The sequence below is a fragment of the Celeribacter ethanolicus genome (assembly GCF_002407265.1).
Classification (GTDB): Bacteria; Pseudomonadota; Alphaproteobacteria; order Rhodobacterales; family Rhodobacteraceae; genus Celeribacter; species Celeribacter ethanolicus.
Window position 1 is genome coordinate 763,948 of sequence record NZ_CP022196.1, and the last position, 25,127, is coordinate 789,074.

The 25,127-nt window shown below is 62.2% G+C and carries 27 protein-coding genes; 6 read left to right on the top strand and 21 right to left on the bottom strand.

Annotated features, from left to right (window positions below; all coding sequences use genetic code 11):
* Positions 1–46: 46 nt before the first annotated feature.
* The 4 genes from recG to sciP form a co-directional block, all read right to left on the bottom strand.
* Positions 47–2,140 (bottom strand): ATP-dependent DNA helicase RecG, encoded by a 2,094-nt coding sequence (gene recG / locus CEW89_RS03790; RefSeq protein ID WP_096804953.1) that lies wholly within the window; start codon positions 2,138–2,140, stop codon positions 47–49.
* Positions 2,137–4,278 carry an NAD-dependent DNA ligase LigA gene (ligA, locus tag CEW89_RS03795; RefSeq protein WP_096804954.1) on the bottom strand — a complete coding sequence of 714 codons (2,142 nt, stop codon included), beginning with the start codon at positions 4,276–4,278 and terminating at the stop codon, positions 2,137–2,139. Before ligA ends, recG begins: the two co-directional genes overlap by 4 nt.
* Before the next feature lie 151 nt (positions 4,279–4,429).
* Complete coding sequence (gene ctrA / locus CEW89_RS03800; protein WP_096804955.1) at positions 4,430–5,149, bottom strand: response regulator transcription factor CtrA; 720 nt, start codon at positions 5,147–5,149, stop codon at positions 4,430–4,432.
* A 115-nt stretch (positions 5,150–5,264) separates the two neighbouring features.
* Complete coding sequence (gene sciP, locus CEW89_RS03805) at positions 5,265–5,543, bottom strand: CtrA inhibitor SciP (RefSeq protein WP_066709690.1); 279 nt, start codon at positions 5,541–5,543, stop codon at positions 5,265–5,267.
* A gap of 127 nt (positions 5,544–5,670) precedes the next feature.
* Here sciP and mnmA point away from each other — a divergent pair, with 127 nt between their 5' ends.
* Positions 5,671–6,816: a tRNA 2-thiouridine(34) synthase MnmA gene (gene mnmA / locus CEW89_RS03810; protein ID WP_066709687.1), complete on the top strand. Its 1,146-nt coding sequence runs from the start codon at positions 5,671–5,673 to the stop codon at positions 6,814–6,816.
* 1 nt (position 6,817) lies between these two features.
* Positions 6,818–7,198 (top strand): lysozyme inhibitor LprI family protein, encoded by a 381-nt coding sequence (locus CEW89_RS03815; protein WP_096804956.1) that lies wholly within the window; start codon positions 6,818–6,820, stop codon positions 7,196–7,198.
* Here the strand turns inward: CEW89_RS03815 and CEW89_RS03820 are convergent, their stop codons facing one another.
* Entirely contained in the window at positions 7,199–7,495 is a 297-nt protein-coding gene (locus CEW89_RS03820) for a c-type cytochrome (RefSeq protein WP_066709679.1), read from the bottom strand.
* A gap of 107 nt (positions 7,496–7,602) precedes the next feature.
* On the opposite strand from CEW89_RS03820, the gene CEW89_RS03825 reads away from it, so the two are divergent.
* Positions 7,603–7,872: a zinc ribbon domain-containing protein gene (locus CEW89_RS03825; protein WP_238379792.1), complete on the top strand. Its 270-nt coding sequence runs from the start codon at positions 7,603–7,605 to the stop codon at positions 7,870–7,872.
* A gap of 33 nt (positions 7,873–7,905) precedes the next feature.
* Here CEW89_RS03825 and lpxB read toward each other — a convergent pair whose 3' ends face one another.
* The 14 genes from lpxB to CEW89_RS03895 form a co-directional block, all read right to left on the bottom strand.
* Entirely contained in the window at positions 7,906–9,069 is a 1,164-nt protein-coding gene (gene lpxB, locus CEW89_RS03830; RefSeq protein WP_096804957.1) for a lipid-A-disaccharide synthase, read from the bottom strand.
* Positions 9,066–9,848 carry an LpxI family protein gene (locus CEW89_RS03835; RefSeq protein ID WP_096804958.1) on the bottom strand — a complete coding sequence of 261 codons (783 nt, stop codon included), beginning with the start codon at positions 9,846–9,848 and terminating at the stop codon, positions 9,066–9,068. Before CEW89_RS03835 ends, lpxB begins: the two co-directional genes overlap by 4 nt.
* An 8-nt stretch (positions 9,849–9,856) precedes the next feature.
* Positions 9,857–10,657 (bottom strand): acyl-ACP--UDP-N-acetylglucosamine O-acyltransferase, encoded by an 801-nt coding sequence (gene lpxA, locus CEW89_RS03840; protein WP_081423994.1) that lies wholly within the window; start codon positions 10,655–10,657, stop codon positions 9,857–9,859.
* Between the two features lie 10 nt (positions 10,658–10,667).
* Complete coding sequence (gene fabZ / locus CEW89_RS03845; RefSeq protein WP_096804959.1) at positions 10,668–11,135, bottom strand: 3-hydroxyacyl-ACP dehydratase FabZ; 468 nt, start codon at positions 11,133–11,135, stop codon at positions 10,668–10,670.
* A 155-nt stretch (positions 11,136–11,290) separates the two neighbouring features.
* Entirely contained in the window at positions 11,291–11,911 is a 621-nt protein-coding gene (locus CEW89_RS03850) for an OmpH/Skp family outer membrane protein (protein ID WP_096804960.1), read from the bottom strand.
* A gap of 12 nt (positions 11,912–11,923) precedes the next feature.
* Positions 11,924–14,278: an outer membrane protein assembly factor BamA gene (bamA, locus tag CEW89_RS03855; RefSeq protein WP_096807123.1), complete on the bottom strand. Its 2,355-nt coding sequence runs from the start codon at positions 14,276–14,278 to the stop codon at positions 11,924–11,926.
* Positions 14,279–14,488: 210 nt separating this feature from the next.
* Complete coding sequence (locus tag CEW89_RS21390; RefSeq protein WP_274377292.1) at positions 14,489–14,620, bottom strand: hypothetical protein; 132 nt, start codon at positions 14,618–14,620, stop codon at positions 14,489–14,491.
* A gap of 229 nt (positions 14,621–14,849) precedes the next feature.
* Positions 14,850–16,196 (bottom strand): RIP metalloprotease RseP, encoded by a 1,347-nt coding sequence (gene rseP / locus CEW89_RS03865; RefSeq protein WP_096804962.1) that lies wholly within the window; start codon positions 16,194–16,196, stop codon positions 14,850–14,852.
* A gap of 14 nt (positions 16,197–16,210) precedes the next feature.
* The gene (gene dxr / locus CEW89_RS03870) at positions 16,211–17,374 is read right to left on the bottom strand and encodes a 1-deoxy-D-xylulose-5-phosphate reductoisomerase (RefSeq protein ID WP_096804963.1); all 1,164 of its coding nucleotides are present in this window, start codon (positions 17,372–17,374) and stop codon (positions 16,211–16,213) included.
* Between the two features lie 9 nt (positions 17,375–17,383).
* On the bottom strand, positions 17,384–18,073 hold the full coding sequence (locus CEW89_RS03875) for a phosphatidate cytidylyltransferase (RefSeq protein WP_066709647.1): 690 nt from the start codon (positions 18,071–18,073) through the stop codon (positions 17,384–17,386).
* Positions 18,070–18,798: an undecaprenyl pyrophosphate synthase gene (locus CEW89_RS03880; RefSeq protein WP_096804964.1), complete on the bottom strand. Its 729-nt coding sequence runs from the start codon at positions 18,796–18,798 to the stop codon at positions 18,070–18,072. The genes CEW89_RS03875 and CEW89_RS03880 overlap by 4 nt, the downstream gene beginning before the upstream one ends.
* Before the next feature lie 105 nt (positions 18,799–18,903).
* Complete coding sequence (frr, locus tag CEW89_RS03885) at positions 18,904–19,464, bottom strand: ribosome recycling factor (protein ID WP_066709640.1); 561 nt, start codon at positions 19,462–19,464, stop codon at positions 18,904–18,906.
* Positions 19,465–19,534: 70 nt separating this feature from the next.
* Positions 19,535–20,296, bottom strand: coding sequence for a UMP kinase (gene pyrH, locus CEW89_RS03890; RefSeq protein ID WP_066709637.1), 762 nt, complete (start codon positions 20,294–20,296; stop codon positions 19,535–19,537).
* A gap of 131 nt (positions 20,297–20,427) precedes the next feature.
* Positions 20,428–20,868, bottom strand: coding sequence for a hypothetical protein (locus CEW89_RS03895; RefSeq protein WP_066709634.1), 441 nt, complete (start codon positions 20,866–20,868; stop codon positions 20,428–20,430).
* Positions 20,869–20,983: 115 nt separating this feature from the next.
* On the opposite strand from CEW89_RS03895, the gene miaA reads away from it, so the two are divergent.
* The 3 genes from miaA to CEW89_RS03910 all read left to right on the top strand — a co-directional run bounded on the left by miaA (position 20,984) and on the right by CEW89_RS03910 (position 23,685).
* The gene (gene miaA, locus CEW89_RS03900; RefSeq protein WP_096804965.1) at positions 20,984–21,871 is read left to right on the top strand and encodes a tRNA (adenosine(37)-N6)-dimethylallyltransferase MiaA; all 888 of its coding nucleotides are present in this window, start codon (positions 20,984–20,986) and stop codon (positions 21,869–21,871) included.
* Between the two features lie 174 nt (positions 21,872–22,045).
* Positions 22,046–22,939: a helix-turn-helix domain-containing protein gene (locus CEW89_RS03905; RefSeq protein WP_244906155.1), complete on the top strand. Its 894-nt coding sequence runs from the start codon at positions 22,046–22,048 to the stop codon at positions 22,937–22,939.
* Positions 22,940–23,100: 161 nt separating this feature from the next.
* Positions 23,101–23,685 (top strand): hypothetical protein, encoded by a 585-nt coding sequence (locus tag CEW89_RS03910; protein ID WP_096804967.1) that lies wholly within the window; start codon positions 23,101–23,103, stop codon positions 23,683–23,685.
* 154 nt (positions 23,686–23,839) lie between these two features.
* On the opposite strand, the gene CEW89_RS03915 is transcribed toward CEW89_RS03910, so the two are convergent.
* Together CEW89_RS03915 and CEW89_RS03920 are read right to left on the bottom strand one after the other, a co-directional pair.
* The gene (locus CEW89_RS03915; RefSeq protein WP_096804968.1) at positions 23,840–24,370 is read right to left on the bottom strand and encodes a hypothetical protein; all 531 of its coding nucleotides are present in this window, start codon (positions 24,368–24,370) and stop codon (positions 23,840–23,842) included.
* 98 nt (positions 24,371–24,468) lie between these two features.
* The gene (locus CEW89_RS03920) at positions 24,469–25,080 is read right to left on the bottom strand and encodes a lytic transglycosylase domain-containing protein (RefSeq protein ID WP_096804969.1); all 612 of its coding nucleotides are present in this window, start codon (positions 25,078–25,080) and stop codon (positions 24,469–24,471) included.
* Between the last annotated feature and the right edge of the window lie 47 nt (positions 25,081–25,127).

Genomic DNA, 25,127 nt, shown 5'->3' on the forward strand with positions numbered 1-25,127 from the left:
TGAGAACATTCGCGAACAAAATGGAATTACGCGATGCGAGTTCCAACTAACCCACTGAAATCAAACGAATCGCTTCGTCCTTCCCCATGAGCCACAAAAGCACACGTACTGCCGCCCCGCGCTCAGTCTGGAGCTTCGGATCGTCATGTAAAAGCTTGCGTGCATCCGATTGCGCCAACGCCATCAGCGCCGATTGCCGCTCCAGATCCGCCACGCGAAACCGTGGCAGCCCGGATTGCGCCGTGCCCAGAACATCGCCCGCACCCCGCATGGCAAGGTCTTCCTCAGCAATCCGAAACCCGTCCTCCGTCTCGCGCAGGATCTCCAGCCGCCGACGCCCGGTCTCGGTCAGCGGAGGTTTGTACATCAGAAGACAGGTCGAGGCGACATCGCCCCGCCCGACCCGTCCACGCAACTGATGCAACTGCGCCAGACCGAAAGCTTCCGCGCGCTCAATGACCATGATTGACGCGTTGGGCACGTTCACCCCCACCTCGATCACCGTCGTCGCCACCAGAACCGACAGCCGTCCAGCGGCGAACTCCGCCATGGTCCGGTCCTTATCCTCGGCGGCCATCTGACCGTGGACCAAGCCGACCTGACCCTCCCCGAAAGCGGAGCGGAGCGTCTTGAACCGCTCTTCGGCGGCCATCATGTCGACCACTTCGCTTTCCTCGACCAGCGGGCAGACCCAATAGGCCTGCCGTCCCTGCGCAATCGCTCCTCTCAGATGCGCGACCACCTCGTCCATCCGTTCGATGGAACTCAGCGCGGTCTTGACCGGTGTTCGTCCGGGCGGTTTTTCGTCCAGCACCGAAACATCCATATCGCCATATTGCGCCAGTGAGAGCGAACGCGGGATCGGCGTCGCGGTCATCACCAACACATCCACAGCCTGGCCTTTTTGCGCCAGCGCCAAACGTTGCGCCACCCCGAACCGGTGCTGCTCGTCGATGATCGACAGCCGCAGATCGTGAAACGCCACATCCTCCTGAAACACCGCATGGGTGCCGACCAGAACGTGAATATCGCCACGTTTGAGGGCCGCGAGCTTGTCCTCGCGTGCGCGCCCCTTGTCCCGCCCGGTCAAAAGCTCCAGCACCACGCCTGCCGCCTCCGCCATCGGGCGCAAACCTTCAAGGTGCTGACGCGCAAGGATTTCCGTGGGAGCCATCATGACACCCTGCCCGCCTGCCTCGACCGCGACCAGCAGAGCCATCAGCGCCACAAGCGTCTTGCCCGACCCGACATCGCCCATCAACAGCCGGTTCATTCGCAAAGGCGTCGCCATATCGGCGGCGATCTCCTCCATCGCGCGGGCCTGCGCCCTGGTCGGCCGATACGGCAGCGCGGCCAGGACCTTGCCCCGCAGCGCGCCATTGCCCTCATTCGCCCGTCCCTTGCCGCGCCGCACCTGCGCCCGGGCCAGAGCCAGCGTCACCTGATGGGCAAACAATTCGTCATAGGCCAAGCGTTGCCGCGCTGCACTCGTGGGCGACACTTCGCTTTGAGACAAGGGCCGGTGCGCCTGATCCAGGGCCACGTCGAAATCCGGCCAACCTTCGCGCGCCTTCAGCGCCGGGTCGATCCATTCCGCCAACTCCGGCACCCGCTCAAGCGCCGCCGCACTGGCTTTGGCCATGGTTTTCTGCGTCACGCCCGCCGTCAGCGGATAGACCGGTTCGAACCCCGGCAATTCTCCCGCCTCCTCGGGCGACAGGATGTGATCGGGATGCGGCATCTGGAACTGGCCGTCATACATCTCGACCTTGCCGGAGATCAGCCGCCGTTCGCCCACCGGCAATTGCGCCTCGATCCATTTCGGCGCACCGCGAAAGAACACCACCTGAAACGCCAGTTCGCGGTCCTCGACGGTCACCCGGTACGGCAGCCCCTTGCGGCTCGGCGGCTGGTGGCGCAGCACGGTGACTTCGACCGTGGCAATCTCCCCCGGCGCGACCTCGCGCAGACTGTCGCGCCGCCTCCGGTCCACCACCGCATTCGGCAGGGTGAACAGCAAATCACGAGGCCGCTCAATCCCGAGCGCGGGCAAGAGCTTCGCGGTTTTAGGTCCGACACCCGCGAGGGTTTCGAGGCCCGCGAACAGCGGAAACAGGATATCTGGCCGACCTGAATTCATGCGTCCCCGATCAAAGCGAGCCAGCCGTCTTCGTCCAGCAGTTCAATGCCCAATTCGCGGGCTTTTTTCTCTTTCGAGCCAGCCCCCGGACCGGCCACGACCAAATCGGTTTTTGCCGAGACCGAGCCTGAGACTTTCGCGCCAAGCGCCTCGGCGCGGGCCTTGGCCTCTGCCCGGGTCATCTTTTCGAGCGTTCCGGTGAAGACCACGGTCTTGCCACTGACCGGACTGTCATTTTGCGGTTTTTCCGCCTCGATGGGCCGGAGATGCGCGACCAGACGGTCGATGGAGGCACGTTCGGCCTCCTGATGGAACGTGGTGATCACCGAAGTCGCCATGACCTCGCCCACGCCGTCGATGGACAGGAGATCGTCCCATTCCGGCCCCGTGCCCACGGTTGCGGTTTTCATCGCACTCTCGAAGTTTTCCCAGGTGCCATAATGGGTTGCAAGCAGATTTGCAGAACTTTCCCCAACGTGCCGGATGCCCAGGCCGAAGATCAGCCTGGCGAGCGGAATGTCGCGGCGGGTGTCGATGGCGTCGAAGAGGTTGAGGGCGGATTTCTCGCCCCAACCTTCTCGGTTCTTCAGTTGCGACAGGTTTCCAGGGCCGAATTTCGCTTTGAGTTCAAAGATGTCGGCGGGTTCTTTCACCCAACCGTCCTTATAGAACTGCTCCACCTGTTTCGCGCCCAGACCCTCGATGTCGAACGCACCGCGCGAGACGAGATGTTTCAGCTTTTCAACAGCTTGCGCGGGACAGATCAACCCGCCGGTACAGCGCCGCACCGCGTCGCCCTCTTCGCGGATCGCATCCGACCCACACTCAGGACAGGTTGTCGGAAAAGCGTATGGCAACGCGTCGGACTTGCGTCGGGCAAGATCGACGTCGGCGACCTTGGGGATCACGTCACCGGCGCGGTAGACCTGCACCCAATCGCCGACGCGAATGTCCTTGCCGCCGCGGATTTCTTCGCCCTTGCTATCGAGACCCTTGATGTAATCCTCATTGTGCAGCGTGGCATTCGAGACGACGACACCGCCGACGGTCACCGGGGTCAGACGCGCCACCGGAGACAGCGCCCCGGTGCGACCGACCTGAATGTCGATGGCCTCCAACCGGGTCCAGGCGAGTTCCGCCGGGAATTTATGCGCAATCGCCCAACGCGGCGTGGTGGAGCGAAACCCGAGACGGTGTTGCAGGTCTAGCCGGTCGACCTTGTAGACCACCCCGTCGATGTCATAGCCGAGCGTGGCGCGCTGCGTCTCGATCTCATGATAATGTGCGATCAACTCTGAGATGTCGGTGAAGCGCTTGGTCAACGGGTTGGTCTGAAATCCCAGTTCGGTGAGGCGGTGAATCGCGCCCATCTGAGTATCGGCTAACGGCTCGGAATGTTCCCCCCAGGCATAGGCGAAGAATTTCAGAGGCCGCGCACGGGTGATCTCGGCATCGAGCTGGCGCAGGGACCCGGCGGCAGCGTTGCGCGGATTTGCGAAGGTCTTGCCGCCGCGCTCGGCATGGCGAGCGTTCAGCGCCTCGAAATCGGCATGCGACATGTAGACCTCGCCACGCACTTCGAGAATCTCGGGCGCACCGGTCAGCTCCTGCGGAATGTCGGCAATGGTGCGGGCATTGTCGGTGACATTCTCACCGACCTCGCCATCGCCGCGGGTGGCGGCCGAGACGAGTTTGCCCTGCTCGTAGCGCAAAGAAAGCGACAGCCCGTCGATTTTCGGCTCGGCGGTATAGGCGATCTCGCCCGGAGCGCCGAGATATTTGCGCACGGAACGGTCGAATTCCGCCACATCCTCGTCGTCGAAGGCATTCGCGAGCGACATCATTCGCACGGCATGGGTGATCTTGCCAAAGCCCTCGGACGGGGCCGCACCGACCTGCTCGGTCGGGCTGTCGTCGCGTTTCAGATCGGGAAAACGTGCTTCAATTTCGGCATTTCGGCGCTTGAGCGCATCGTAATCGGCATCCGACATCACCGGCGCATCGTCCGCGTGATAGGCCGTGTTGGCCCCGGCCAAAAGATCCGCGAGCCGCGCAAGCTCCGCACGCGCCTCCTCCACGCTCAGCGCAGAGGTGGCTTTTGTCGCAACAGATTTTTCCTGTGTCAGATCGTCAGCCATGAAAATACCTCCCCGCAGATGCCTCTCTCTGATTTAGGAGAGGGGCGCGGGGAGGTCCAGTATGATATCCACGGAGGTGAGAAAACGTCTCGACGGGTTACGGGACCGGCGGCGCAGATACCGCCGGGTACAAATATCTCGCCCGATGGCGTCAGGCCCCGATCGCCATCTGTTCGTCGCCATGGCTGCTACCAGGTTCCGGATCGCGCAGCACATAGCCACGGCCCCAGACGGTCTCGATGTAATTCGCACCGTCGGTGGCGTTGGCGAGTTTCTTGCGCAGCTTGCAGATGAACACGTCGATGATCTTGAGCTCGGGCTCGTCCATGCCGCCATAGAGATGGTTGAGGAACATTTCCTTGGTCAGCGTCGTCCCCTTGCGCAGCGACAAGAGTTCGAGCATCTGATATTCCTTGCCGGTCAGATGCACCGGCTTGCCGCCGACGGAGACGGTTTTCGCATCGAGATTGACCTCGATCTTGCCGGTGCGGATCACCGATTGCGAATGGCCTTTCGAGCGGCGGATGATGGCGTGAATGCGGGCGACCAGTTCCTCGCGGTGAAACGGCTTTGTCAGGTAATCGTCGGCGCCGAAGCCGAAGCCCTTGATCTTGTTTTCGGTATCGTCGGCCCCCGACAGGATCAGGATCGGCGTGTCGACGCGCGCGAGGCGCAATTGCCGCAGCACCTCATGGCCGTTCATGTCGGGCAGCCCGAGATCGAGAAGGATCAAATCGTAATCATAAAGTTTCGCGAGATCGATCCCCTCTTCGCCAAGGTCCGTCGTGTAGACGTTGAGGTTGGCGTGCGACAGCATCAATTCGATGCTTTTCGAGGTGGTGGGATCGTCTTCGACCAGCAAAATACGCATAACCTTGGCTCTCCGTTTTTCTTCCAATGACGTTCTTGTTGCGTTCGCTTGTTAGGAAGATGGCTAAAAATGGTTAACTACACGTTACCAGATTTAACCTTTTTCGGATTTCAACTCAAGGTTGTCTATATTTCTGCACAGAGGTGGCTTTCAGCGCCGCTTCGCCGTGCTCCGTGATGGCATTTTTCCACGAATTGAACTCTTCTTCGGACAATCCATACATTTTCAGCGCCTCGGTGACGGGAATCAAGCCGAAGACCACCCCCTTCACCACGGCCGCCTTGCGCGAGGCGACCCAGCGGCGGGTGTCCTTCGGCGGCAGATCGGCACGGGTCATGATCGACCCATCGGGAAGGGTCACCGCACGGGGGCCATCGACTTTCTTGAGATACATAACGCTCACCCTCATCTTGAATTGCACAGCCTTTGTGCCGCAATCCTCTTAATGGGGGGTGAAGCCGGGACTTGAGAATAGCTCGAATTTTCTTATATAGCGGAGCAGTTCCCGAAAGGATTTGTTCATGTTTGACGACGGCGCACACCCGCTGAACTCTTTGGGCTTTGCCAAGCCCCCCAAGGACACCCGCGTGGTCGTGGCCATGTCGGGCGGCGTCGACTCGTCCGTCGTGGCGGCGCAACTGGCCGAAGAAGGCTATGACGTGGTCGGCGTGACTTTGCAGCTCTATGACCACGGCGCGGCTCTGGCCAAGAAAGGCGCCTGTTGCGCGGGGCGTGACATTCATGACGCGCGGCGCGTCGCCGAGGAGATGGGCTTCCCGCATTATGTGCTCGATTACGAGAACATCTTTCAGGATGCCGTGATCGACGAGTTTGCCGACAGCTATCTGGCGGGGGCCACCCCCGTGCCCTGCATCCGCTGCAACGAACGCGTGAAGTTCAAGGATCTGTTGAACACCGCGAAGGATCTCGATGCCGATTGCATGGCGACCGGGCATTATATCCAACGCGTGATGGGCGAGAACGGGCCGGAGTTGCACTCCGCCGCCGATCCGAACCGCGATCAGAGCTATTTCCTGTTCTCGACCACGCCGGAGCAACTCTCCTATCTGCGCTTCCCTCTGGGTCATTTGCCGTCGAAGGATGCGACGCGGGCGCTGGCGGCGAAATACGGGCTTTCCGTTGCCGATAAGCCCGACAGTCAGGACATCTGTTTCGTGCCGAATGGCAACTATGCGCAGGTGATCGAGAAACTGCGCCCCGGCGCCGCCGAACCCGGCGAGATCGTCGACCAAAACGGCAATGTGCTGGGCACCCACAAGGGCGTCATTCACTATACGATCGGCCAGCGCCGCGGGCTTGGCATCGGTGGGCTGGCCGATCCGCTTTATGTGGTGAAACTCGATGTCGACAACCGGCAGGTGGTTGTCGGCCCGAAAGACATGCTGGCGACCCGGACGATCCCGGTGCGGGAGATCAACTGGCTGGGCGATGAGCCCTTCATGTCTCGCAAGGAATGGGTGCTCGACGTCAAGGTGCGCTCGACCCGCCCGCCGCGCGAGGCCATCGTCCGCCCGATCTCGGAGACCGAAGCGGAGGTCGAACTCGCGACCGCCGAAGAAGGCGTCTCGCCAGGGCAGGCCTGTGTGTTCTACGATCCGGAAAGCCCGCGCATCTATGGCGGCGGCTGGATCTGGAAAGGACGCTGAGATGAAACGCCTCGCTTTGATCGCCCTCCTGCCGGTGGCGGCTTTCGCCGATCCGTCGACGGAATGCTCTATCGGCCTCGGGTCGCAGGTCGAGATCGCCGATTGTGTGGCCGAGACCGAGGAAAAGGCGAACGCGGCGATGGAGATCATGCTGGGCTTTGCCCGCAGCTCCGCGCAGGAGCTCGATGAGATCACCGGGCGCGAAGTTGCCCTGCCCGCTCTGGAGGCCTCGCAAACCGCGTGGCAAACCTACCGCGACGCGCAATGCGACTCTGTCGGCGCGGGCTTTGGCGGCGGCTCCGGCACGGGGATCGCAATCCGGTCGTGCCGGGTCGAGCTGACCCGCGCACGCACCAAAGAGATCGAAGACCAGATCAACTGATCAGTTGCGCTGAGTGGGAGACAGACTCACCAGATAGGCCGCAAGATCGGCGTTGTCCCGATCTGTTCGGTCCTGATCGAAACGGGTCTTGTGCGAGGCAAGAAACGCTGCGATTCGCGACGCGTCCTCGGGCGCTAGGACCATTTCTATCGTCCCGCCATGACATCGCGCACATTTCTCGGCATAAATCTCCGCCCCACGGGCGGTCTCCGCGACCAAATCCCCGACCGTCAGGTCATCGGCCTGCGCCGACAGGACGCAAAACATCAAAGCAACACAGAAAACGGCTCGACCCATCGCACACCTCCGGCGATCACACTACGCCTCGAATTGACCGAGCGCAAAGAATCGCCGCGATGAGTCGCCTTAGCCTTCTCCTCATGGTTGCAATGGAGGGCTGCGCCATGACTTCGCCTATGAAATTCTGCCAAAGCTGCGGCATGCCTTTGTCCCAGGATCCCTTGGGCGGCGGGCGCAATGCCGACGGAACCCGGTCCGATCATTTCTGCTCGTTCTGCTATCTCGACGGTGCATTCGTCGATCCCGACATGACCGCGCAGGACATGCAGACACTCTGTTCCGGGAAACTGCGCGACCATGGCACATTGGCCCTGCTCGCCTGGCTCAAAACACGCCACATCCCGCATCTGGAACGCTGGCGCGACGCCGCCTGACGTGTCCCTGCGTTTCCTTTGCTGTGAAAATACTCAGGCCACGGCCCGCGCCTCGGAGATTCCGTCCAAGACGGCGCGCGCCGCCCGAAGCCCCGGAGCCTCATCGCCACGCCCGAGCCGTTCCATGGTCAGATTCATGGCCGCGCGCTGCTCGTGCCCCTGAGTGTTGACCACATGCGACAGGCTCGCCGCGATCTTCTGCGGGATACAGTCGGGGCCAAGGAATTCCGGCACCACGCGGCTCTCGGACACCAGATTGACCAAGGTCACCGTGTCGACCAAGAGCTTGCGCTTGACGATTTGTTCGGTCAGCCAGTTCATCCGGTAGGCGATCACCATTGCCGTGTCATTGGCCGCCAGTTCCAGAGACACCGTCCCCGAGGCTGCCAGCGCCACATCGGCACCCCGGAAGGCCACGGATTTGCTTACCGGGTCGGTGAACAGCTCGACCTCGACAGGCCAATCCTTGATCGCGGCGCGCACATGATCCTCAAGCCCCGGCGCCACCGCCAGCCAATAGCCTGCCTCCGGGTGGGTCTTGGCGAAATGCCCCAAAGTCTCGCCAAAAATCGGCGCAAGACGGCTGATCTCGCCTTTGCGCGAGCCGGGCAGGATCAAAACGACGGGCTTGTCGATCAGATTACAGGTGGCGCGCAAGGTCATCACCGCGTCGAAGCTCGCCACATCCTCGGTCGCCACCGGGTGCCCGACGAAATCGCACCGGAGGCCCTCTTTCTCAAAATAGGGCGGCTCGAACGGAAACAGCGCCAGCACCTGATCCACGCGTTTCGCCATCTTCGCGGCGCGTTCGGGCCGCCAGGCCCAAACGGTGGGCGCCACGTAATGGCAAATCCGGATGTCGCTTTCGGCCTTCACAAGGTCGGCGACGCGCAGGCAGAAATCCGGGCTGTCGATGGTCAGCACCACATCGGGCTGCCAGTCGAGAATGGCCCGCGCCACCTCGCGGATGCGGCGTTTCAAGTGGAAATATTTCGGCAGGATCTCGGCAATGCCCATGAGCGACAGCTCGGACATCGGAAACTGGCTCGTAAGCCCCTCCTCCGCCATGCGCATGCCGCCGACGCCGCGAAACTCGACCTCTGCGAGAGATTTCAGGCCCGCCATGGCGGCCGCCCCCAGCTTGTCGCCCGAGGCCTCGCCCGCGATCACGAACACCTTCACCGCTTTCTCGGTCATTGCGCCTTCAGGAACAGCCCCGCCTCCTTGATCCGCGCTTTGACCCGTTCCTGTTCCAGGACAATCACGCCCCCCGCAGGCACCACAATGCCGCCAATCCCGGCGGAGATCAGCTTTTCCACCGTCTCGATACCGATGGTCGGCATGTCGATGCGCAGGTCCTGCCCACGTTTCGGCGCCTTGACGAAAACGCCCCTGGCCCGGCGCAACCGCTCCGGCGTCGCGCCCACGAAGGACAGCATCGCATCGGTGCCCTGAACCGTCTCGATCCCCAGCATCTGACCTCCGGCACAGACCGCGCCCTGCCCGACATCCAGCGGCGACAGCGCGTCGAGCACCTCCTGCGCGCGTGCAGCGTCATCGAGGTCTTCGCGCGACGGTTTGCGGCCCCAAAGCGTGTCGGGCGCAAGCAAAAGATCGGGACGGATTTCGGTGGCGGCGCGGATCAGAAAGCCCTGATCCTCGAACAGCGCCAGAACCTCGCGCAGCAGCGCATCATCGCCCTTGCCGAGTTTGCGGGCGAGGCGAAAGGCGTGGTGATCCAGTTTCATCGGATTGATCTTGGGCCGCGCCATCGCGCCCGCAAAGACCACCGCGCCGACGTCGTGGGATTTCAGTTCCTTGAAGAGCTTGCCGAGCTTCTCGATCCGCGCGGTGACATGGTCGATCCCCTCCGGCACCGCCGTCTCGTCAAGCGTGACATAAACGGGCTCATTCAGCGCCTCGGCCAAAAGCCGGGGCAGCGCGCCCGATCCGGCGATGATCGCGGTTCGGGTCATCGCGGGCCTCACTTCGGGGTCAGGAAACCACGGTCGCTCTCGCCCATGACGAAGGCCACCATGCGCGCGACGTAATCGCTGTCGAAATCTTCCGTCAGACGCTGGGCGCGGTCCTTGAACGAGCCTTCGCCCTGTTTGAGCATCTGGAAGGCGGCGCGGAGCTGGTTGATGTCGTCCCGATCAACGCCTTTGCGTTTGAGACCCACGAGGTTCAGCCCATCCAACTCGGCGCGCGGCCCCTGCACCAGCGCATGCGGCAGCACGTCGGAGGTGACCATGGAAAGCGCCCCGACAATGGCACCCTGCCCGATCCGCACCCATTGGTGAATGCCCGACAGCCCGCCGATGATCACGTCGTCCTCGATATGGCAATGTCCGGCGACCGCCACGGAGTTCACAAGGATCACCCGATCCCCGATCTGCGCGTCATGGGCCACGTGGCAGGACGACATGAACAACCCGTCATCGCCGACGCGCGTCACACCGCCACCGCCCTCGGTGCCGGTGTTCATCGTCACATATTCGCGGATGCGGTTGCGCTTGCCGATGACGAGTTTCGTCTCTTCGCCCTTGAACTTGAGATCCTGCGGGATCTCTCCGATGGAGGCGAATTGAAACACCGTGGTGTCCTCGCCGATCTCGGTGTCGCCGGTGACGACGACATGGGATTTGAGCGTGACCCGGTCAGAAAGCCGCACCTTCGGGCCGACAAGGCAGAACGGGCCGATCTCGCAACCCGCGCCGATGACGGCGCCCTCTTCGATCACCGAAGACGGGTGAATTTTGGCGCTCGGGTCGATCATGCTCATCGTCTTGCCCTCAGGATTTCGGCGTCAGGTCCATCATCGCGGTGAACTCGGCCTGACAGGCCAGTTCGCCGTCGACCTCGGCGCGGCCGTCGAATTTCCAGACCTTGCCGCCGCCGCGTTTCACCGTGACATGCATCTTGAGCTGATCGCCGGGAACCACTTTGCGGCGGAATTTCACGCCGTCGATGTTCATGAAATAGACGTTGAACACCTTGTCGGCCAAATCCATATGGACGCCGACCATCACCGCCGCAGTTTGCGCCATGGCTTCGACAATCGTCACGCCGGGCATCACCGGTTCGCCGGGGAAATGGCCCTGAAAATGCGGCTCGTTATAGGTCACGTTCTTGATGCCGGTGCAGCTTTCCGGACAGACGATGTCCACCACGCGGTCCACAAGCAGAAACGGATAACGATGCGGCAGAATGCGCTGGATCAGGTCAATGTCAGCTGTGGTCGGTTTGGTGGTCTCGGTCATGTCTTGTCCCCGGCTTGGCTCTGGGCCGTCTTTTGTCTGGGCCATCTTCACGCCTCGGACCCGTCCCCGGTCCGGCCCGCACGCGGCCCTTGAGCGGGCGGGATGGCATTTTCCCACAATGCTGTAACAATCGCGGCAGGGGCTGACAAGCGCCCTCAGTCCGGCTCCGATGCCGCAGGCGCGTCCGCCGGTGTCTCTGCCTCCTCCGCATCGAGCCGCTCAATCAGAAGCCCCGAGACATCTATGGCTCCGCTCATCAGGTAGACCTGCCCGCGCTCGAACACCAGAACCGCGCCGAAATCGCGCGCAAGACCGGTCAAGGCCTTGTTCATCTCCTCTTCGAGCCCCGCGAGCCCGTCGTCATATTGCGTCTGGATCGCTTGCGCTTTCTGATCCTGTTCGGCCCGGATCGCCACGACCTTTTCGTCGAAGGCCTGGGCCCGGGCGCGGAATTCCGCCTCGCTCAGGCTGTCACGAATGTCGGCCAGAGCCTGCTCTTCGGCCTCGAGTTCGTCATAGATCCGCTTGTTCTCCTCAAGAAGCGCGTTGCGCGCCGCCTCGCCGCGGGCCTCCAGAGCCGCACCGGCCGCGCTCGAGGCGATCACCCGGTCCCGATCGAACACCAGCACCGGAAAGACCAGCTTGGTCCTGACCTTCTCCGTTTCCGGCGGCACGGTCGCGCCCGTGTCCTGCGCCCGCACCGCCAAGGGCGCGAAACACAGGGCAAGGCTCAGGCCGAAACACAGGCCAAAGGTCGGAAACGCCGCACGCCGCATCCAGAGCCTCCGTCAGAAGCTCGAGGAAATGGTCAGATCGAAGCTCTGTTCCTTGTCGTAGTCTTCCTTGTCGAGCGCCTTGGTGAAGTTGAAGCGCAACGGCCCCATCGGCGTCGTCCAGAAGATCGAGGCCCCCACCACGGAGCGCCAGTTCAGATCGTCGGAGCCCGCGATGATATCCGTCGCGTCATCCAGCCCCCAGACCGAGCCGTAGTCGAAGAACAGACCGCCGGAGAGACCGTATTCCTCCGGCAGACCGAGCGGGAAATTCGCCTCGAGACGTGCCACGGCATAGTAATTGCCGCCAAGCGGCAGGTCGTTGTTGGACGAGCGCGGCCCGATGCCGCCCGGCTCGAAGCCACGGATGATCGAGGGCGAGTTGAAGTAGCGATCGGTGATCCGGCTGTCACCATCGGCGTCGATCACCCCGCCTTCGAGGGTCGCGCGCAGTGTCACCTCTTCGTGCCAGACCTTCATCTCGCCGGTCAGTTCGGCGGAGGTCTTGATGTAATCCGTGTCGCCCCCGATCAGACCGGCAAAATCCTGACCGAACTTGAACAGCATCCCGGCATTCGGGTTCAGCCCGCTGCGACGGGTGTCGTAGCTGTAGGAATAGCCCAGGGAATGGGTCGTGAGGCGCCCGGCGTCGATGTCGTTCTGGATCTGCACCGGATAGGTGTAACCCGCGTCGGTGTAATCCTCGTCCTCGACGATCTCGGCCACCTCGGCCCGGTAATTGACCGTCAGCGCCCCGTTTTCCGACACCGGGAAGGTCAGGCGCGGCGAGACATAGGCCCGGCGGGTGACATATTCCGCATAGGACGGCTGCGACGACCCGATCCCGGCGGACAGCCCGAAGGCCACATCGCGCCCGAGGAAGGCCGGCTCGACGAAGTTGAAGCTCAGGCTGCCGTCATTGATGTCGGTCGTCAGGTTGAAGGACAGGCGTTGCCCGCGCCCGAGGAAGTTCGCCTCGCTGAAGGAGGCGATCAGGTTGGCGCCCTCGGAAACCGAGTAGTTGCCGCCGAAGGAGAACGAGCCCGTCGGTTTTTCCGTCACGTTCACATCGACGATCATCTGATCCTCGGCGGAGCCCTGACGGGTGTTCACATCGGCATTGGAGAAATAGCCGAGCGCGCGGATTCGTTCCGCCGCGTCGCGGATCTCGCGCGGGTTGAACGGGTCGCCTTCGACGGTCTTGAATTTCTGCCGCACCACGCGGTCGAGCGTGGTGGCATTGCCCTCGATGTCGATGCGTTCGACGAAGACCCGCGGCCCGCGCACCAGCACGAATTCGATGTCGAGCGTCTGCGCCCGGTCGTTGCGTGTCACCCGCGGCTCGACCCGCAGGAAGTCGATTCCCTTCGCCGTGGCCAGCGTTTCCATCCGTTCGATGGTGTTGTCGACGGCGAGCGGCGAATAGGTCTGTCCCTCACGGATCTTGTTGACCTTGAGGAATTCGGCCCCATCTGCCTCCGCGATCTCGGAGGCGACGGAAATCTTGCCGAACTCGTATTTCTGCCCCTCACGCACGTTGAAGGTCATGAAATAGGCGTTGCGCTCGCGCGAGAATTCGGCGGCGACGTTGAGCACCTGGAAATCGACATAGCCGCGCGAAGTGTAGAAATCGGTCAGCACCCGCTTGTCGAACTCGACCCGCTCTTCGGCATAGGTGTCGCGCCCCACGATGAAACGCAACAGCCCGGCCTGCTTGGTCTCGAGCACCCGGCGCAACCGGTTGTCGGAATAGCTGCGGTTGCCGACGAAGCTCAGACGCTCGATCTCGACCCCCTTGCCCTCTGTCACCTCGAACACCACGTCGACGCGGTTTTCCGGACGGCGGATGATCTTCGGCGTCACCGTTGCGACGAGCTGGCCCTTGACCTCATAGGCCCCGGTGAGCGCGGCGGCATCGGCCTCGACGACCGCCGGCGAATAAACCCCGCGGACTTTCGTCTGCAACGCCGACATCAGCGCCTCGTCGGACACTTTCTTGTTGCCCTCGATCGCGATGGCCGAGACGACGGGGAATTCCACCACCTTGATCACGAGCGTGTTGCCGCGCGGGATGAATTCGACGGTCTCGAACAGGCCGGAGGCCAGCACCTTCTGATAGGCGTCGTTCAGTTCGGCGGCTGAGACGCCCTGACCGCGGGCGATTCCCGCGTAGGACAGGATCGTGTCGGGCGACACCCGCTGTGCGCCTTCGACGGACACAGAGGTGAATCGGTAGGCCTGGGCCGCGGCCGGGGTCGGAAACGCCGTGTAAGACACGGACGTGACAGCGAAAGCCGCGAAGGACAGAGCAAAAGCGCGGGCCGCGAAACGCGTTGCCCCACGGGTCGGACGATCATTGAATGCGAACATGGCAGCTTTCTCGAAATTCCCCACAAGTCCCTAGCTGAGTACCGGGATTGCCGCCCCTTGTCAAAACGGAACGCGCCGGTCACGCCACAGCATAAAGGCCTTCGCCGAAAGCGAAAGCCCTTCATCTTGTTTTCAGAGGAAAATCAGCGTGGTTCCGCCGCCTTGCCACAGTTTGTGACGGGCGGCCCGTTTCAGAGCCCCGACAGGGGCTCAGAGGAACAGGTGGCCGAAGAACGATCCCGCCACAAGTGCGACGACAATGGTCGCGGCGTAGAGCAGACGATCCCAGTTGAGATCGGCAAGTTGGCTGAGGCTGCGGTAGCTTGCGCGGATTGCGGTCATGTCTGTGCCTCCTTTGCGGTCCTGTTCCAGCGGACCTGTTTCGACGGATCGCGGAATGGCGCGGATCATTCCGACACCGAAGAGGGGCGCTGAGACGCGTCCCGTCTGTGCCCGCTCTACGCGTCGAATGTGGCAGGATTTGGACCGCCTTGCCGTTTGACAGAAAAAACTTGCGCCCGCATCAAATCTGATCCGGGCGCAGAAGACAGACGGCAGCGATCCGTTCAGATCATTTGCAGAACAGGTCCGAGGTCAGCCCCAGCACCATGAACCCCATGATCACCACCATGCCGATGGTCATCATCACGCCGACAGCCCGGTCCGGCAGAGGTTTGCCGCGCACCGCCTCATAGGCGTAGAACACCAGATGTCCGCCATCCAGCACCGGAATCGGGAAGAGATTCATCAGACCGATCGCAGTCGACAACATGGCGACGGTCCACAGGAAACTGCTCGCCCCGTCGGAGGCCGAGGTCGACACCACTTCGGCGATGCCCACCGGGCCGGAGATGTTGCAGGCCGAAATCGCCCCGGTGATCATATGACCCAGCCCCGACAGCGACATGGTGATGATCTGCCAGACCGCGCTGATCCCCGCCGACATCGCCTCGCCAATCCCCACCGGCTCGGTGCCCACGGTGAACAGCATGCCGCCGGTGATGCCGATCAGCCAGCGTGTTTCGAACCCGCCATCCTCGGCGGGAACATCGCGGCGACGCGGCTCCAGCGTGGTCTCGAATGTCTCGCCCCCGGCCTCGGTCGGACGCCAGATCGTGAGCGTCATCGCCGCGCCGTCATGGCTGCCGACATAATCCTGAAGGTCCCAGAAGGTCTCGACCGGCTGACCGTCGAGCGCCGTGATCACGTCGCCCGCCTTCAGCCCGGCATCGCGCGCCGCCGATTTCGGGGAGATGCCCGCAACGATCACCGGATAGGGGTAAGGCCCTTCGACCGTGACCTCCTGCCCGTCGCGCAGCACGGTGTAGGACACCCGCACCGCACGCGGCAGCGTGTCAAGAAAGCCCGACATTTCCTCCGGCGCGGGCACTTTGATGCCTTCGATCGCGAGGACTTCGTCACCGGATTGCAACCCGACCTCAGTGGGCATCGGCTGCACTTTTTCGATCACAAGCGTGTCGGCGGCCTTGCCGATGCTCAGCACGAAGGCGGTGAAAACGAGGAAAGAGAAGATGAAGTTGAACACCGGCCCTGCCGCCACGGTGAGCGTGCGCGCCCACAACGGTGCGCCGGGCATGGTGTGGCGAGCCTCGTCGGCGCTCAGCCCCTCGACCGCATGAGCATCGGGGGCGGAGGCGGCATTGGCGTCGCCTGCGAATTTCACGTAGCCGCCAAAGGGCAGCGAGGCGATCTGCCAGACCGTGCCGCGTTTGTCGGTGCGTTGCCAGAGCGGTTTGCCGAAGCCCAGCGAGAACACATCCGCCTTGATGCCGCACCAACGCCCGACGATGTAATGGCCGTATTCATGCACCGTTACGATGATCGACAGGGCGACGATGAAGAACACCAGCGTGAAAGCGCCCCCGCCCAGACTGTTCAACAGGCTGCTCAAATCCATAGTCTCCAATCCCCTCAGGCTGCTTTCAGGTCGAAAACCCGTGCCCGTGCCTCTTTATCGGCTTCTAAAATCGTCTCCAAGCTCAGAGCGTTAACCCGAAGGCTCACACCGGCTGACATTTCCGTCAACACCCGCTCCACAAGCCGCGCCATGTCGGGAAACCCGATCTTTCGGGCGATAAAAAGGTCCAGAGCCGCCTCTTTCGCGGCATTGAACACCGCACCCGCCAAGCCGCCCGTCGCCATCACCTCGCGCGCCAGTCTGAGCGCCGGAAAGCGGATTTCATCGGGCGCCTCAAAGCGCAACTGGCCCACTTTCGCCAGATCGAGCCGTTCCACCGGCAGGTCGCGCCGCTCCGGCCAATGCAGCGCATAACCGATGGCGTGGCGCATATCGGGTGCGCCGAGATGCGCCATCAGCGCCCCGTCGCGGAACCCCACCAGCGCATGCACATAGGAACCGGGATGCACCAAAACCTCGATCTGATCCGGAGAGAATCCAAAATATTCTTTGGTCTCAATGATTTCGAGCGCCTTGTTGAACATCGAAGCGGAATCAATCGTAATCCTCTGCCCCATGTCCCAGGACGGGTGCTTGCAGGCCTGTTCCAGAGTCGCGCCCTTGAGCTGTTCCAGAGACCAGTCGCGGAACGGCCCGCCGGAGGCGGTGATGATCACGCGTTCGACCTCTGCCGGATTCTCACCCACGAGGCCCTGAAACACCGCCGAATGCTCGCTGTCGACCGGCAGGATGCGCGCGCCCTGCTCTTTCGCTGTGTCCATCAGCAGAGGCCCGGCGGTCACGAGGCTTTCCTTATTGGCCAGCGCCAATGTTTTGCCGTGACGCAACGCGTGCAAACCGGGGGCCAGCCCCGCCGCCCCGACGATGGCCGACATGAACCAGTCGACCTCACGGTCCGCCGCCTCGATCAGCGCCGCGTCCCCCGCCGCCGCCTCGATCCCCGTCCCCGAGAGCGCCGCGCGCAACTCCGACAGCCGGTCCTCATAGGCGGTGACGGCCACCTTGGCCCCGAGATCTATGGCATCCTGCGCCAGACGCGCGATATTGCCGCCGCCGGTGAGCGCCACCACGTCATAGGACTCACGGTCGCGCCGGATCAGATCAATCGTCGATTGCCCGATGGAGCCCGTCGCCCCGAAAATGGAAATGCGTCGCATGCCTCTGCCTCAGCCGAAAATCGTCGCGAGAATGACGTAGAGCGCGCCCACGGCCAGAAGCGCGTCGAACCGGTCGAGCACGCCGCCATGACCGGGAATGATGTGCGAGCTGTCCTTGACCCCCATGCGCCGCTTGAGCGCGCTTTCAAGCATATCGCCCAGTTGCGAGGCGAAGGACAGCACCATGGCCGAGGTGACGAAGAACCACAGACGCACAAAACCCTCGGGCATGTAAGGATGGGTGAAATAGGCAAAGATCATCGCCCCGATCCAGCCGCCTAGGATGCCCGACCAGGTCTTGTTCGGACTGATCCGCGGCCAGAATTTCGGCCCGCCCAGCGTCTTGCCAACGAGATAGCCAAGGCTGTCGGTCACCACCACAAGCCCGATGGCATAGAGCAAAAGCGCCAGCCCGCCCTCGGCCGAAAGCGAAATGAGTCCAAGACAGCCCAGAAGCAGCACGACCAGATAGAGCGCAAGCATCGGCTGATCGCCGGGACCGAAGCCCCCCGCCGCCTGCTTGACCCGGGCCATGCGCCAAAGTTCCCAAAGCCCGACCAACCCGACGGCGACCACCAGCACGGTGAAGGCAAGATGCCCCGACAGCACCGCCCCAAGCCCCACGGCGACCATCGCAATGGCGGACAGAAGCCGCGGCGCCAGATCGCGCCATTTGCCGGGTTTGGGCGCCGCGCTCATGGTTTCACGCCCCCGAACCGGCGATCCCGGCCCGCATAGCGCGAAACGCATTGGGCAAAGACCTCGGCGGTGAAATCCGGCCAGAGCGTGTCGATGAACTCGTATTCGGAATAGGCCGATTGCCACAGGAGGAAGTTCGAGATCCGCGCCTCACCGGAGGTTCGGATGACCAGATCCGGGTCCGGCAGCACGCGGGTGTCGAGATAGCGGGTCAGCGTCGTCTCATCCACGGTTTCCGGGTCCAGCTCGCCCCGGGATGCCTCACAGGCCAGCGCCCGAACCGCGCGCGCCACCTCGTCGCGCCCGCCGTAATTGATCGCGATGGTGAGATGCACCTTGGTGTTGTCTTTCGTCACCGCTTCGAGATCGTCCATCAGCGCCTGGAGTTTCTTGTCGAGCCTGAGCCGGTCCCCGATGAAGCGCACCCGCACGCCCTCGGCCACAAGCCCCCGCATCTCGTTCTGGATGTAGCGGCGAAACAGGCTCATCAACCCCGAGACCTCGGTCTGGGTGCGTTTCCAGTTCTCCGTGGAAAAGGCAAAGATCGTCAGGTACTCGACGCCGAGATCGGGACAGGCCCGGACGATCTCCTTGACGCGTTTGGCGCCGGCATGGTGCCCGAAGAGACGCGGTTTGCCGCGCGACTGCGCCCAGCGACCGTTGCCGTCCATGATGACGGCGACATGTTTCGGCCCGCCCATGTTTCGCGGCGTCTGGTCGCTCATCACGTCTCTCACTCTACTCTACAGCGGAAGCGCCCGCGCGGGGCGCTTCGCAATCGCATCGGTCGTCCGGCGCATCGGTCGTCTGGGCCGCAGCCCCGGCCCGGATCACACCTGCATGATCTCTTCCTGCTTCGAGGCAAGATGTTCGTCGATCAGCTTGATATGCTTGTCGGTCAGCTCCTGCACCTCGGATTCCCAGAATTTCTGGTCGTCGTCGGACATGCCGTCCTTGTTCTTCTTGATTTGCTGCATGCCGTCCTGACGCACGTTACGCACGGCGACGCGGGCGTGTTCGGCATATTGGCCGGCGACCTTGGTCAGCTCGCGGCGACGCTCCTCGTTCAGCTCCGGGATCGGCAGCATGATGATCGTGCCATTGAGCTGCGGGTTGATCCCGAGGCCGCTCTCGCGGATCGCTTTTTCGACCTTGTTGACCATCGACTTGTCCCAGACGTTGATCGTCACCATGCGCGGCTCCGGCACGTTGACGGTGCCGACCTGGTTGATCGGGGTCATCTGGCCGTAGGATTCGACCATGATCGGTTCCAGCATCGAGCCAGAGGCGCGCCCGGTGCGCAACGAGGCGAATTCGGTGCGCAGGTTGGAGATTGCGCCATCCATCCGTTTCGCCAGATCGGCGGTGTCGAGTTCGAACTCTTCAGACATGGGTGTTCCCCCTTCTTATCTCTCGAATGCCTCCCCGAAGAGAGGCGCGTCGCCGGTGCTTATAGCCGGATCAGTTCACCAATGTATAGGTGCCTTCGCCCGCCAGGATCGACCGGAATCCGCCCGGCGCATCGAGCGGGAAGACGATCAGCGGCAGTTTGTTGTCGCGTGCCAGCGCAATTGCCGAAGCGTCCATCACCTTGAGATTCTTGCGCAGCACCTCGTCATAGCTGACGTGATCGTAGCGCTTCGCATCCGGGTTGGTCTTCGGATCCTTGTCGTAGACCCCGTCCACCCCGTTTTTGCCCATGAAGATCGCCTCACAGGCCATCTCGTTGGCGCGCAGCGTCGCCGCCGTGTCGGTGGTGAAATAGGGGTTGCCGGTGCCCGCGGCGAAGATGCAGATCCGCTTCTTCTCGAGGTGACGCACGGCGCGGCGACGGATGTAAGGCTCGGCCACCTCGTTCATGGTGATCGCGGAAATCACCCGGGTGTGGATGCCGAGCGCTTCGAGCGCCGCCTGCATACCAAGCGCGTTCATCACGGTGGCGAGCATGCCCATGTAATCGGCCGTGGTCCGTTCCATCCCCTGTGCGGAGCCCTGAAGCCCGCGGAAGATGTTGCCGCCGCCGATCACCATGCAAATCTCGACTCCGAGATCGTGCACCGATTTCACCTCTTTCGCGATGCGTTCGACGGTCGGCGGATGCAGGCCGAAGCCCTGATCGCCCATGAGCGCCTCGCCCGAGATTTTCAGAAGCACACGTTTATATTTCGTGGCAGGATGGCCAGCCTCAGGCACTTGGCCCGCCTCAAGCGCTGCGTCGCTCATCAGATGTCCCCGGTATTTTGATGTGGTTGATGGCCGCCAAAATGGTCGAAAACCCCGGCAGGTTCAATGGACGTTTTTCGCGCAGTTCGCTGTATCGCCGCGTTTTTCCCTCGGCATCCTTCCCGGTTGGCTCAGATGGAAAGATACATGGCGATGACAGAGAGCATGGCCAGAGACCATGTCACCACAATGATGAAACCGATGGGCTGCACACGAAACGCATACCGAACCGCAGGCTCGGCAACGAAAAGCGGCACCGTGCGCAGTATCAAGATCACCATGTTCGTCATGAGAAACAAAGCGTTCATCGCGAGTCCAAACAGCATGACGTCCTGCGTCAACTCTGTTCCGGTTTCGACAAGACACCAGAGCGTCCCTCCGGACACAAAGAGCGGCCCGCCGATGAGCCACCCCAGAATGCGTTGCGGCCGCCGCTCCTCCGGGCTCACCGAGACCGCATAGGACGGTACACCGAAGGCAACGGCCAGAAGGTAGGGGGCCCACCAATCGCTTGCGTGGTTGTCCACGAGATACGTCGCTATTGTGGCATACAAACCCAGAGCCGTTTCCATTTTGACCTCTTACATGTCCGATGAGAATATTTTGTTATAACATAACAACTCTTACATCCGCTCCAAGGCCAAAGTGTCATTGACAGCGCAATCGTGCCCTGAAACATGCGCAGGCATGACCCTGCCCTTCGACATATCGCCCGACCAGCCGGTGTTGATCGCCGGTCCAACCGCCTCGGGAAAATCCGCGCTGGCACTCCGGATCGCCGAGGCCCAGGGCGGCGTCATCGTCAACGCCGATGCGTTGCAGGTGTTTCAAAACTGGCGCGTTCTGACCGCCCGACCGTCGATTGAGGACGAGGCCCGCGCGCCGCATGTGCTGTATGGTCACGTCGCCGGGGACGCGCAATATTCCGTCGGGCACTGGCTGCGCGACATCGCGCCCCACCTGTCCGGTCCTGAGCGCCCGATCATCGTCGGCGGAACGGGGCTTTATTTTGCAGCACTCACCGAAGGGCTGGTCGAGATCCCGGAAACCCCGGCAGAGATCCGCGCACGCGCCGACGCCCGGCGGTTCGACGAGGGCGGTCATGCCGGGATTCTGGCGGAATTGGACGCCGAAGACCCCGAAACCGCGCAAAAGATCGACCGGCTCAACCCGATGCGGGTGCAACGCGCCTGGGAAGTGCTGCGCGCCACGGGCCGGGGTCTTGCCGCCTGGCAGGCCGACACGCCGCCGCCCGCCCTGCCCTTGCCCGCCTGTTTTCCCATCGTGATGGAGGCCGACCGCGACTGGCTCAACGCCCGGATCGCCCGGCGATTCGATCTCATGCTGCGCGACGGCGCATTGGATGAGGCGCGGGCCAATCTCGCCTCCTGGGACCCCGCTTTGCCCTCCGCCAAGGCCATCGGCGCGCCGGAACTCATCGCGCATCTCTTGGGCGAAATGACGCTTTCGCAGGCAAAAGAGGCGGCGACCGTGGCGACCCGGCAATATGCCAAACGTCAGCGCACATGGTTTAGGGCGCGCATGAAAGCCTACCACAAGATATCGCTGCCCTGAGCAGCGCTAGCGGGCGCTTCATCGAAAAAACATATCACATTGAAAACACAAGATTTTCTTTGACAGGCCGCCCCGCAGCGCTAGGGTCGGCGCAGTTGTACAAACCGAACACGATCCTGCGCCATGCCCGAGAGCTTTTCGAGAAAAATTTTCCAAACCCCACCTCTGGGGCAGATGTCCAAAGTCACAGAACAAGTCACGACGGATGCATCCCCGCTCCCCGAGACCCCGAAAAAGCGCAAGCTGCGCGCGCCGGACATTCCCGAGATTCCCGCCCAGCCTGCCTATCGCGTGCTGCCTTTGGGGCGTGGCTCGAACACGCTCTCGACGGCGGAAAAATGGCGCATGCAGGCGATGCGCAGCCACCGCAGTCCGACGCTTCTGTGGTTCACCCGCGGTCAGGGCCGGATCACCGTCTCCGGCGTCACCCGCGGCTTCGGCCCACACAACCTTCTGTTCCTGCCGACCCGCACCATGTACGGCTTCGAGCCCGTCGGTCAGGTCATGGGCTACCGCGTCCACCTGCCCGACGATGTCACCCTCGGCCTGCCCGAGGAGCCGCTGCACATGCGCTTTCGCGAGGTGCATCAGCAAAACGAGATCACCGGCATGATCGAGGCCCTGCAACGCGAGATCGACGGCCATCAGGCGGGCCGCGAGCGCGCCATGGCACTTCAGGCCGGTATGATCGCTATCTGGCTCGAACGTCAGATGGCGGTGATGCCCGATTATGACATGGCCCCCGACGCCTCCCGCCGCCTCGCCGCCGCCTTCACAGCCCTTGTGGAAAGCGAGCTGCGCGAAGGCCATTCGGTCGGCCATTACGCCGCAGCCCTCGGCGTGACCCCCACGCACCTGACCCGCGCCTGCAACATCGCCTGCGGTCGCTCGGCTTCGACAATCCTCGCCGACCGGCTGCATTTCGAAGCCCGCCGGATGCTGCGCGAAACCGACCTGCCGGTGAAATCCATTGCCGAAAAACTCGGCTTTCACTCTGCGGCCTATTTCAGCCGCGCGTTCCACAAGCACACCGGCCTGTCGCCGAGGGACTTCCGGCAAACGCGGTGATCTTTTTTAAGGGAAGGCGTTGTGCTCCTTTGGTGTGGGTGGGAAGGTCTGCTTTGCGGACAAAGCGACCCTTTGAAAGTGCAACTATTCTGGGGTATCGAATTGCGGCTGGGCAGTCGTGCATTAACGCTGTAGATTGCATAGTACAGGCACGGAGTGCCATGAGAGGGATTAATTTATTGTTTCAAAAAGCTATTTACTTGTGTGCTGCGCTTAGTCTTGCTGCTTGCACAGCACCATTTCAGGAAACTGCTGACGCGGGTAGAGAAGCCTTCTTGGCGAGCATCCCGCTGCGAAATGCCACGGAAGATACTCTACTGGCTCAATGTGAGCGGGCTTTGCAGGGCAAGCTGGTGCAAGCCGAAGCTCTGGCACGTCAGGGCTTCACGAGCTCGAACCCTTCCGCGACAACGGCCCGTTATGAAAAGGTTTTTGGCAGCTCTCCCGCCGCGTTCGGAAAAGACACCCTATTTGTAATGAGTGCAACGATCATTGATATTTCACGCCACAATGAGATTGTAAGTAAGGGAAAGAAGAACCACTTTGGTATAGGGTGTTCATCTTCTGGCTTTCAAATTGCCCGCGTACTTTCGTATCTGACGTCGCGAGGCTATGATGTTCAGCTGGTAGAGCGCGGCAAGTTCTCGGTTCGGAAAGGGAGCTTGCAGTTCCGCATTATTGCCGTGCAAACCATTTACGGCGCCCACCAGCAGACAAGTTCTGTGTCGCTGGTACGCACCCCTTAACTCGAAAGAGCGTGTAGCGTGTTGGGCTCATGCCAGCCATTCTCTGCAATCTTCCCTGTCCGTTCCGTTCATTACCCAGAGACCGAACTCTCCTCCCCGCCACACTTAAAAAGGCGGGGCCAACACCCCGCCTTTCTCTCCTCATGGTATAGGCTTACGACTTGTCGTCCGCCTGATCTGGCACAAGCCACTCGGTCTGAAGCTCGGAGACATCCGTCACCACCTGATCGGCGAAGGCCATCACCAGCGCGTCGTAGAACGCGGCGCGGTCCGGCGGCACGATGGCGACATTCACCGGTTTGAAGCCCTCAAGCTCCTCGGCCTTGAGCATGACGTGGAATTTCTTCAACGGCTCCTCGGAACCCGGGCCATCGACATAGACCCAGCCTTCGAGTTGGTTGAATTCGCCGTCATCGCTCAGATAGGTCGCGCCCAGATTGGAAATCTCGGTCACATCGACCCGGACGTCATAATCGCCGCCCTCTTCCATCCGGTCGTTCAGACCGGCGGTGATCGCCAGCGTCAGGTCTTCGGCAATCGCCGGCCAGCGGTCGAGCGCGTTCGCATCGACGGCTTCGAGATTGGCCTCGACCTCGACGGAGGAAATATCGAGCGGTTCGGCCAGAAGCGGCCCCGCGGTTACGGAAGCGGAGGTCAGAAGAGCAAACAGAACGGTACGTTTCATGTGTCTTATCCTTTCAAACGGCGATGCAGGCGCACCGCGTTGCGTTGAAAGGATAACCCCTGAGGCGGGCGAATGGTTCCCGGCCCCGGTCGACGGGCTTACGACCCGTAGATGATCCGCACGTAATTCATGGTTTCCTGATAGGGCGGCACACCGTCATATTTGTCGACCGCCTCGGGCCCCGCGTTATAGGCCGCAAGCGCCAGACGCCAGTTGCCGAAGCGGTTGTACATCATCCGCAGATAGCGCGCCCCGCCTTCGAGGTTCTGATGCGGATCGTTGATGTTCACGCCCAAAAGCCGCGCCGTATCGGGCATGAGCTGCGCCAGTCCCGTCGCACCTTTGGGCGACTGGATCGTCGGGTTCCAGCCGCTTTCCTGCTGCACGAGGCGCAGGAACAGATCGGTCGGCACGCCATGCTTGCGCGCCATCTGTTCGGCGACCGGCAAATACTGCCCCCTGTAGGCACCGGTGTAGCGCTGGGTCTGACCGTCGGCGCCAAAGCGTTCCGGCTGATAGGCCACGGAGTTGGAATATTGTTCCGCCGCGCGCCCGTCGAGCACGTCGAGCTGGGAAGCAAACAGCGCCATGCGGTTGCTGGTCGACAGCGTATCGCCGGCGAAAACGGCCTCCGGCAAAGCACAGATCGCCACACCCAATGCCAGAGCAAATCCCTGCCCCGACACATACCACGCCCGCGTCGTCGCCATCTTGTAAAATCCGTCCACCGTTTCCCTAACGCGCGTACTATAGCCAC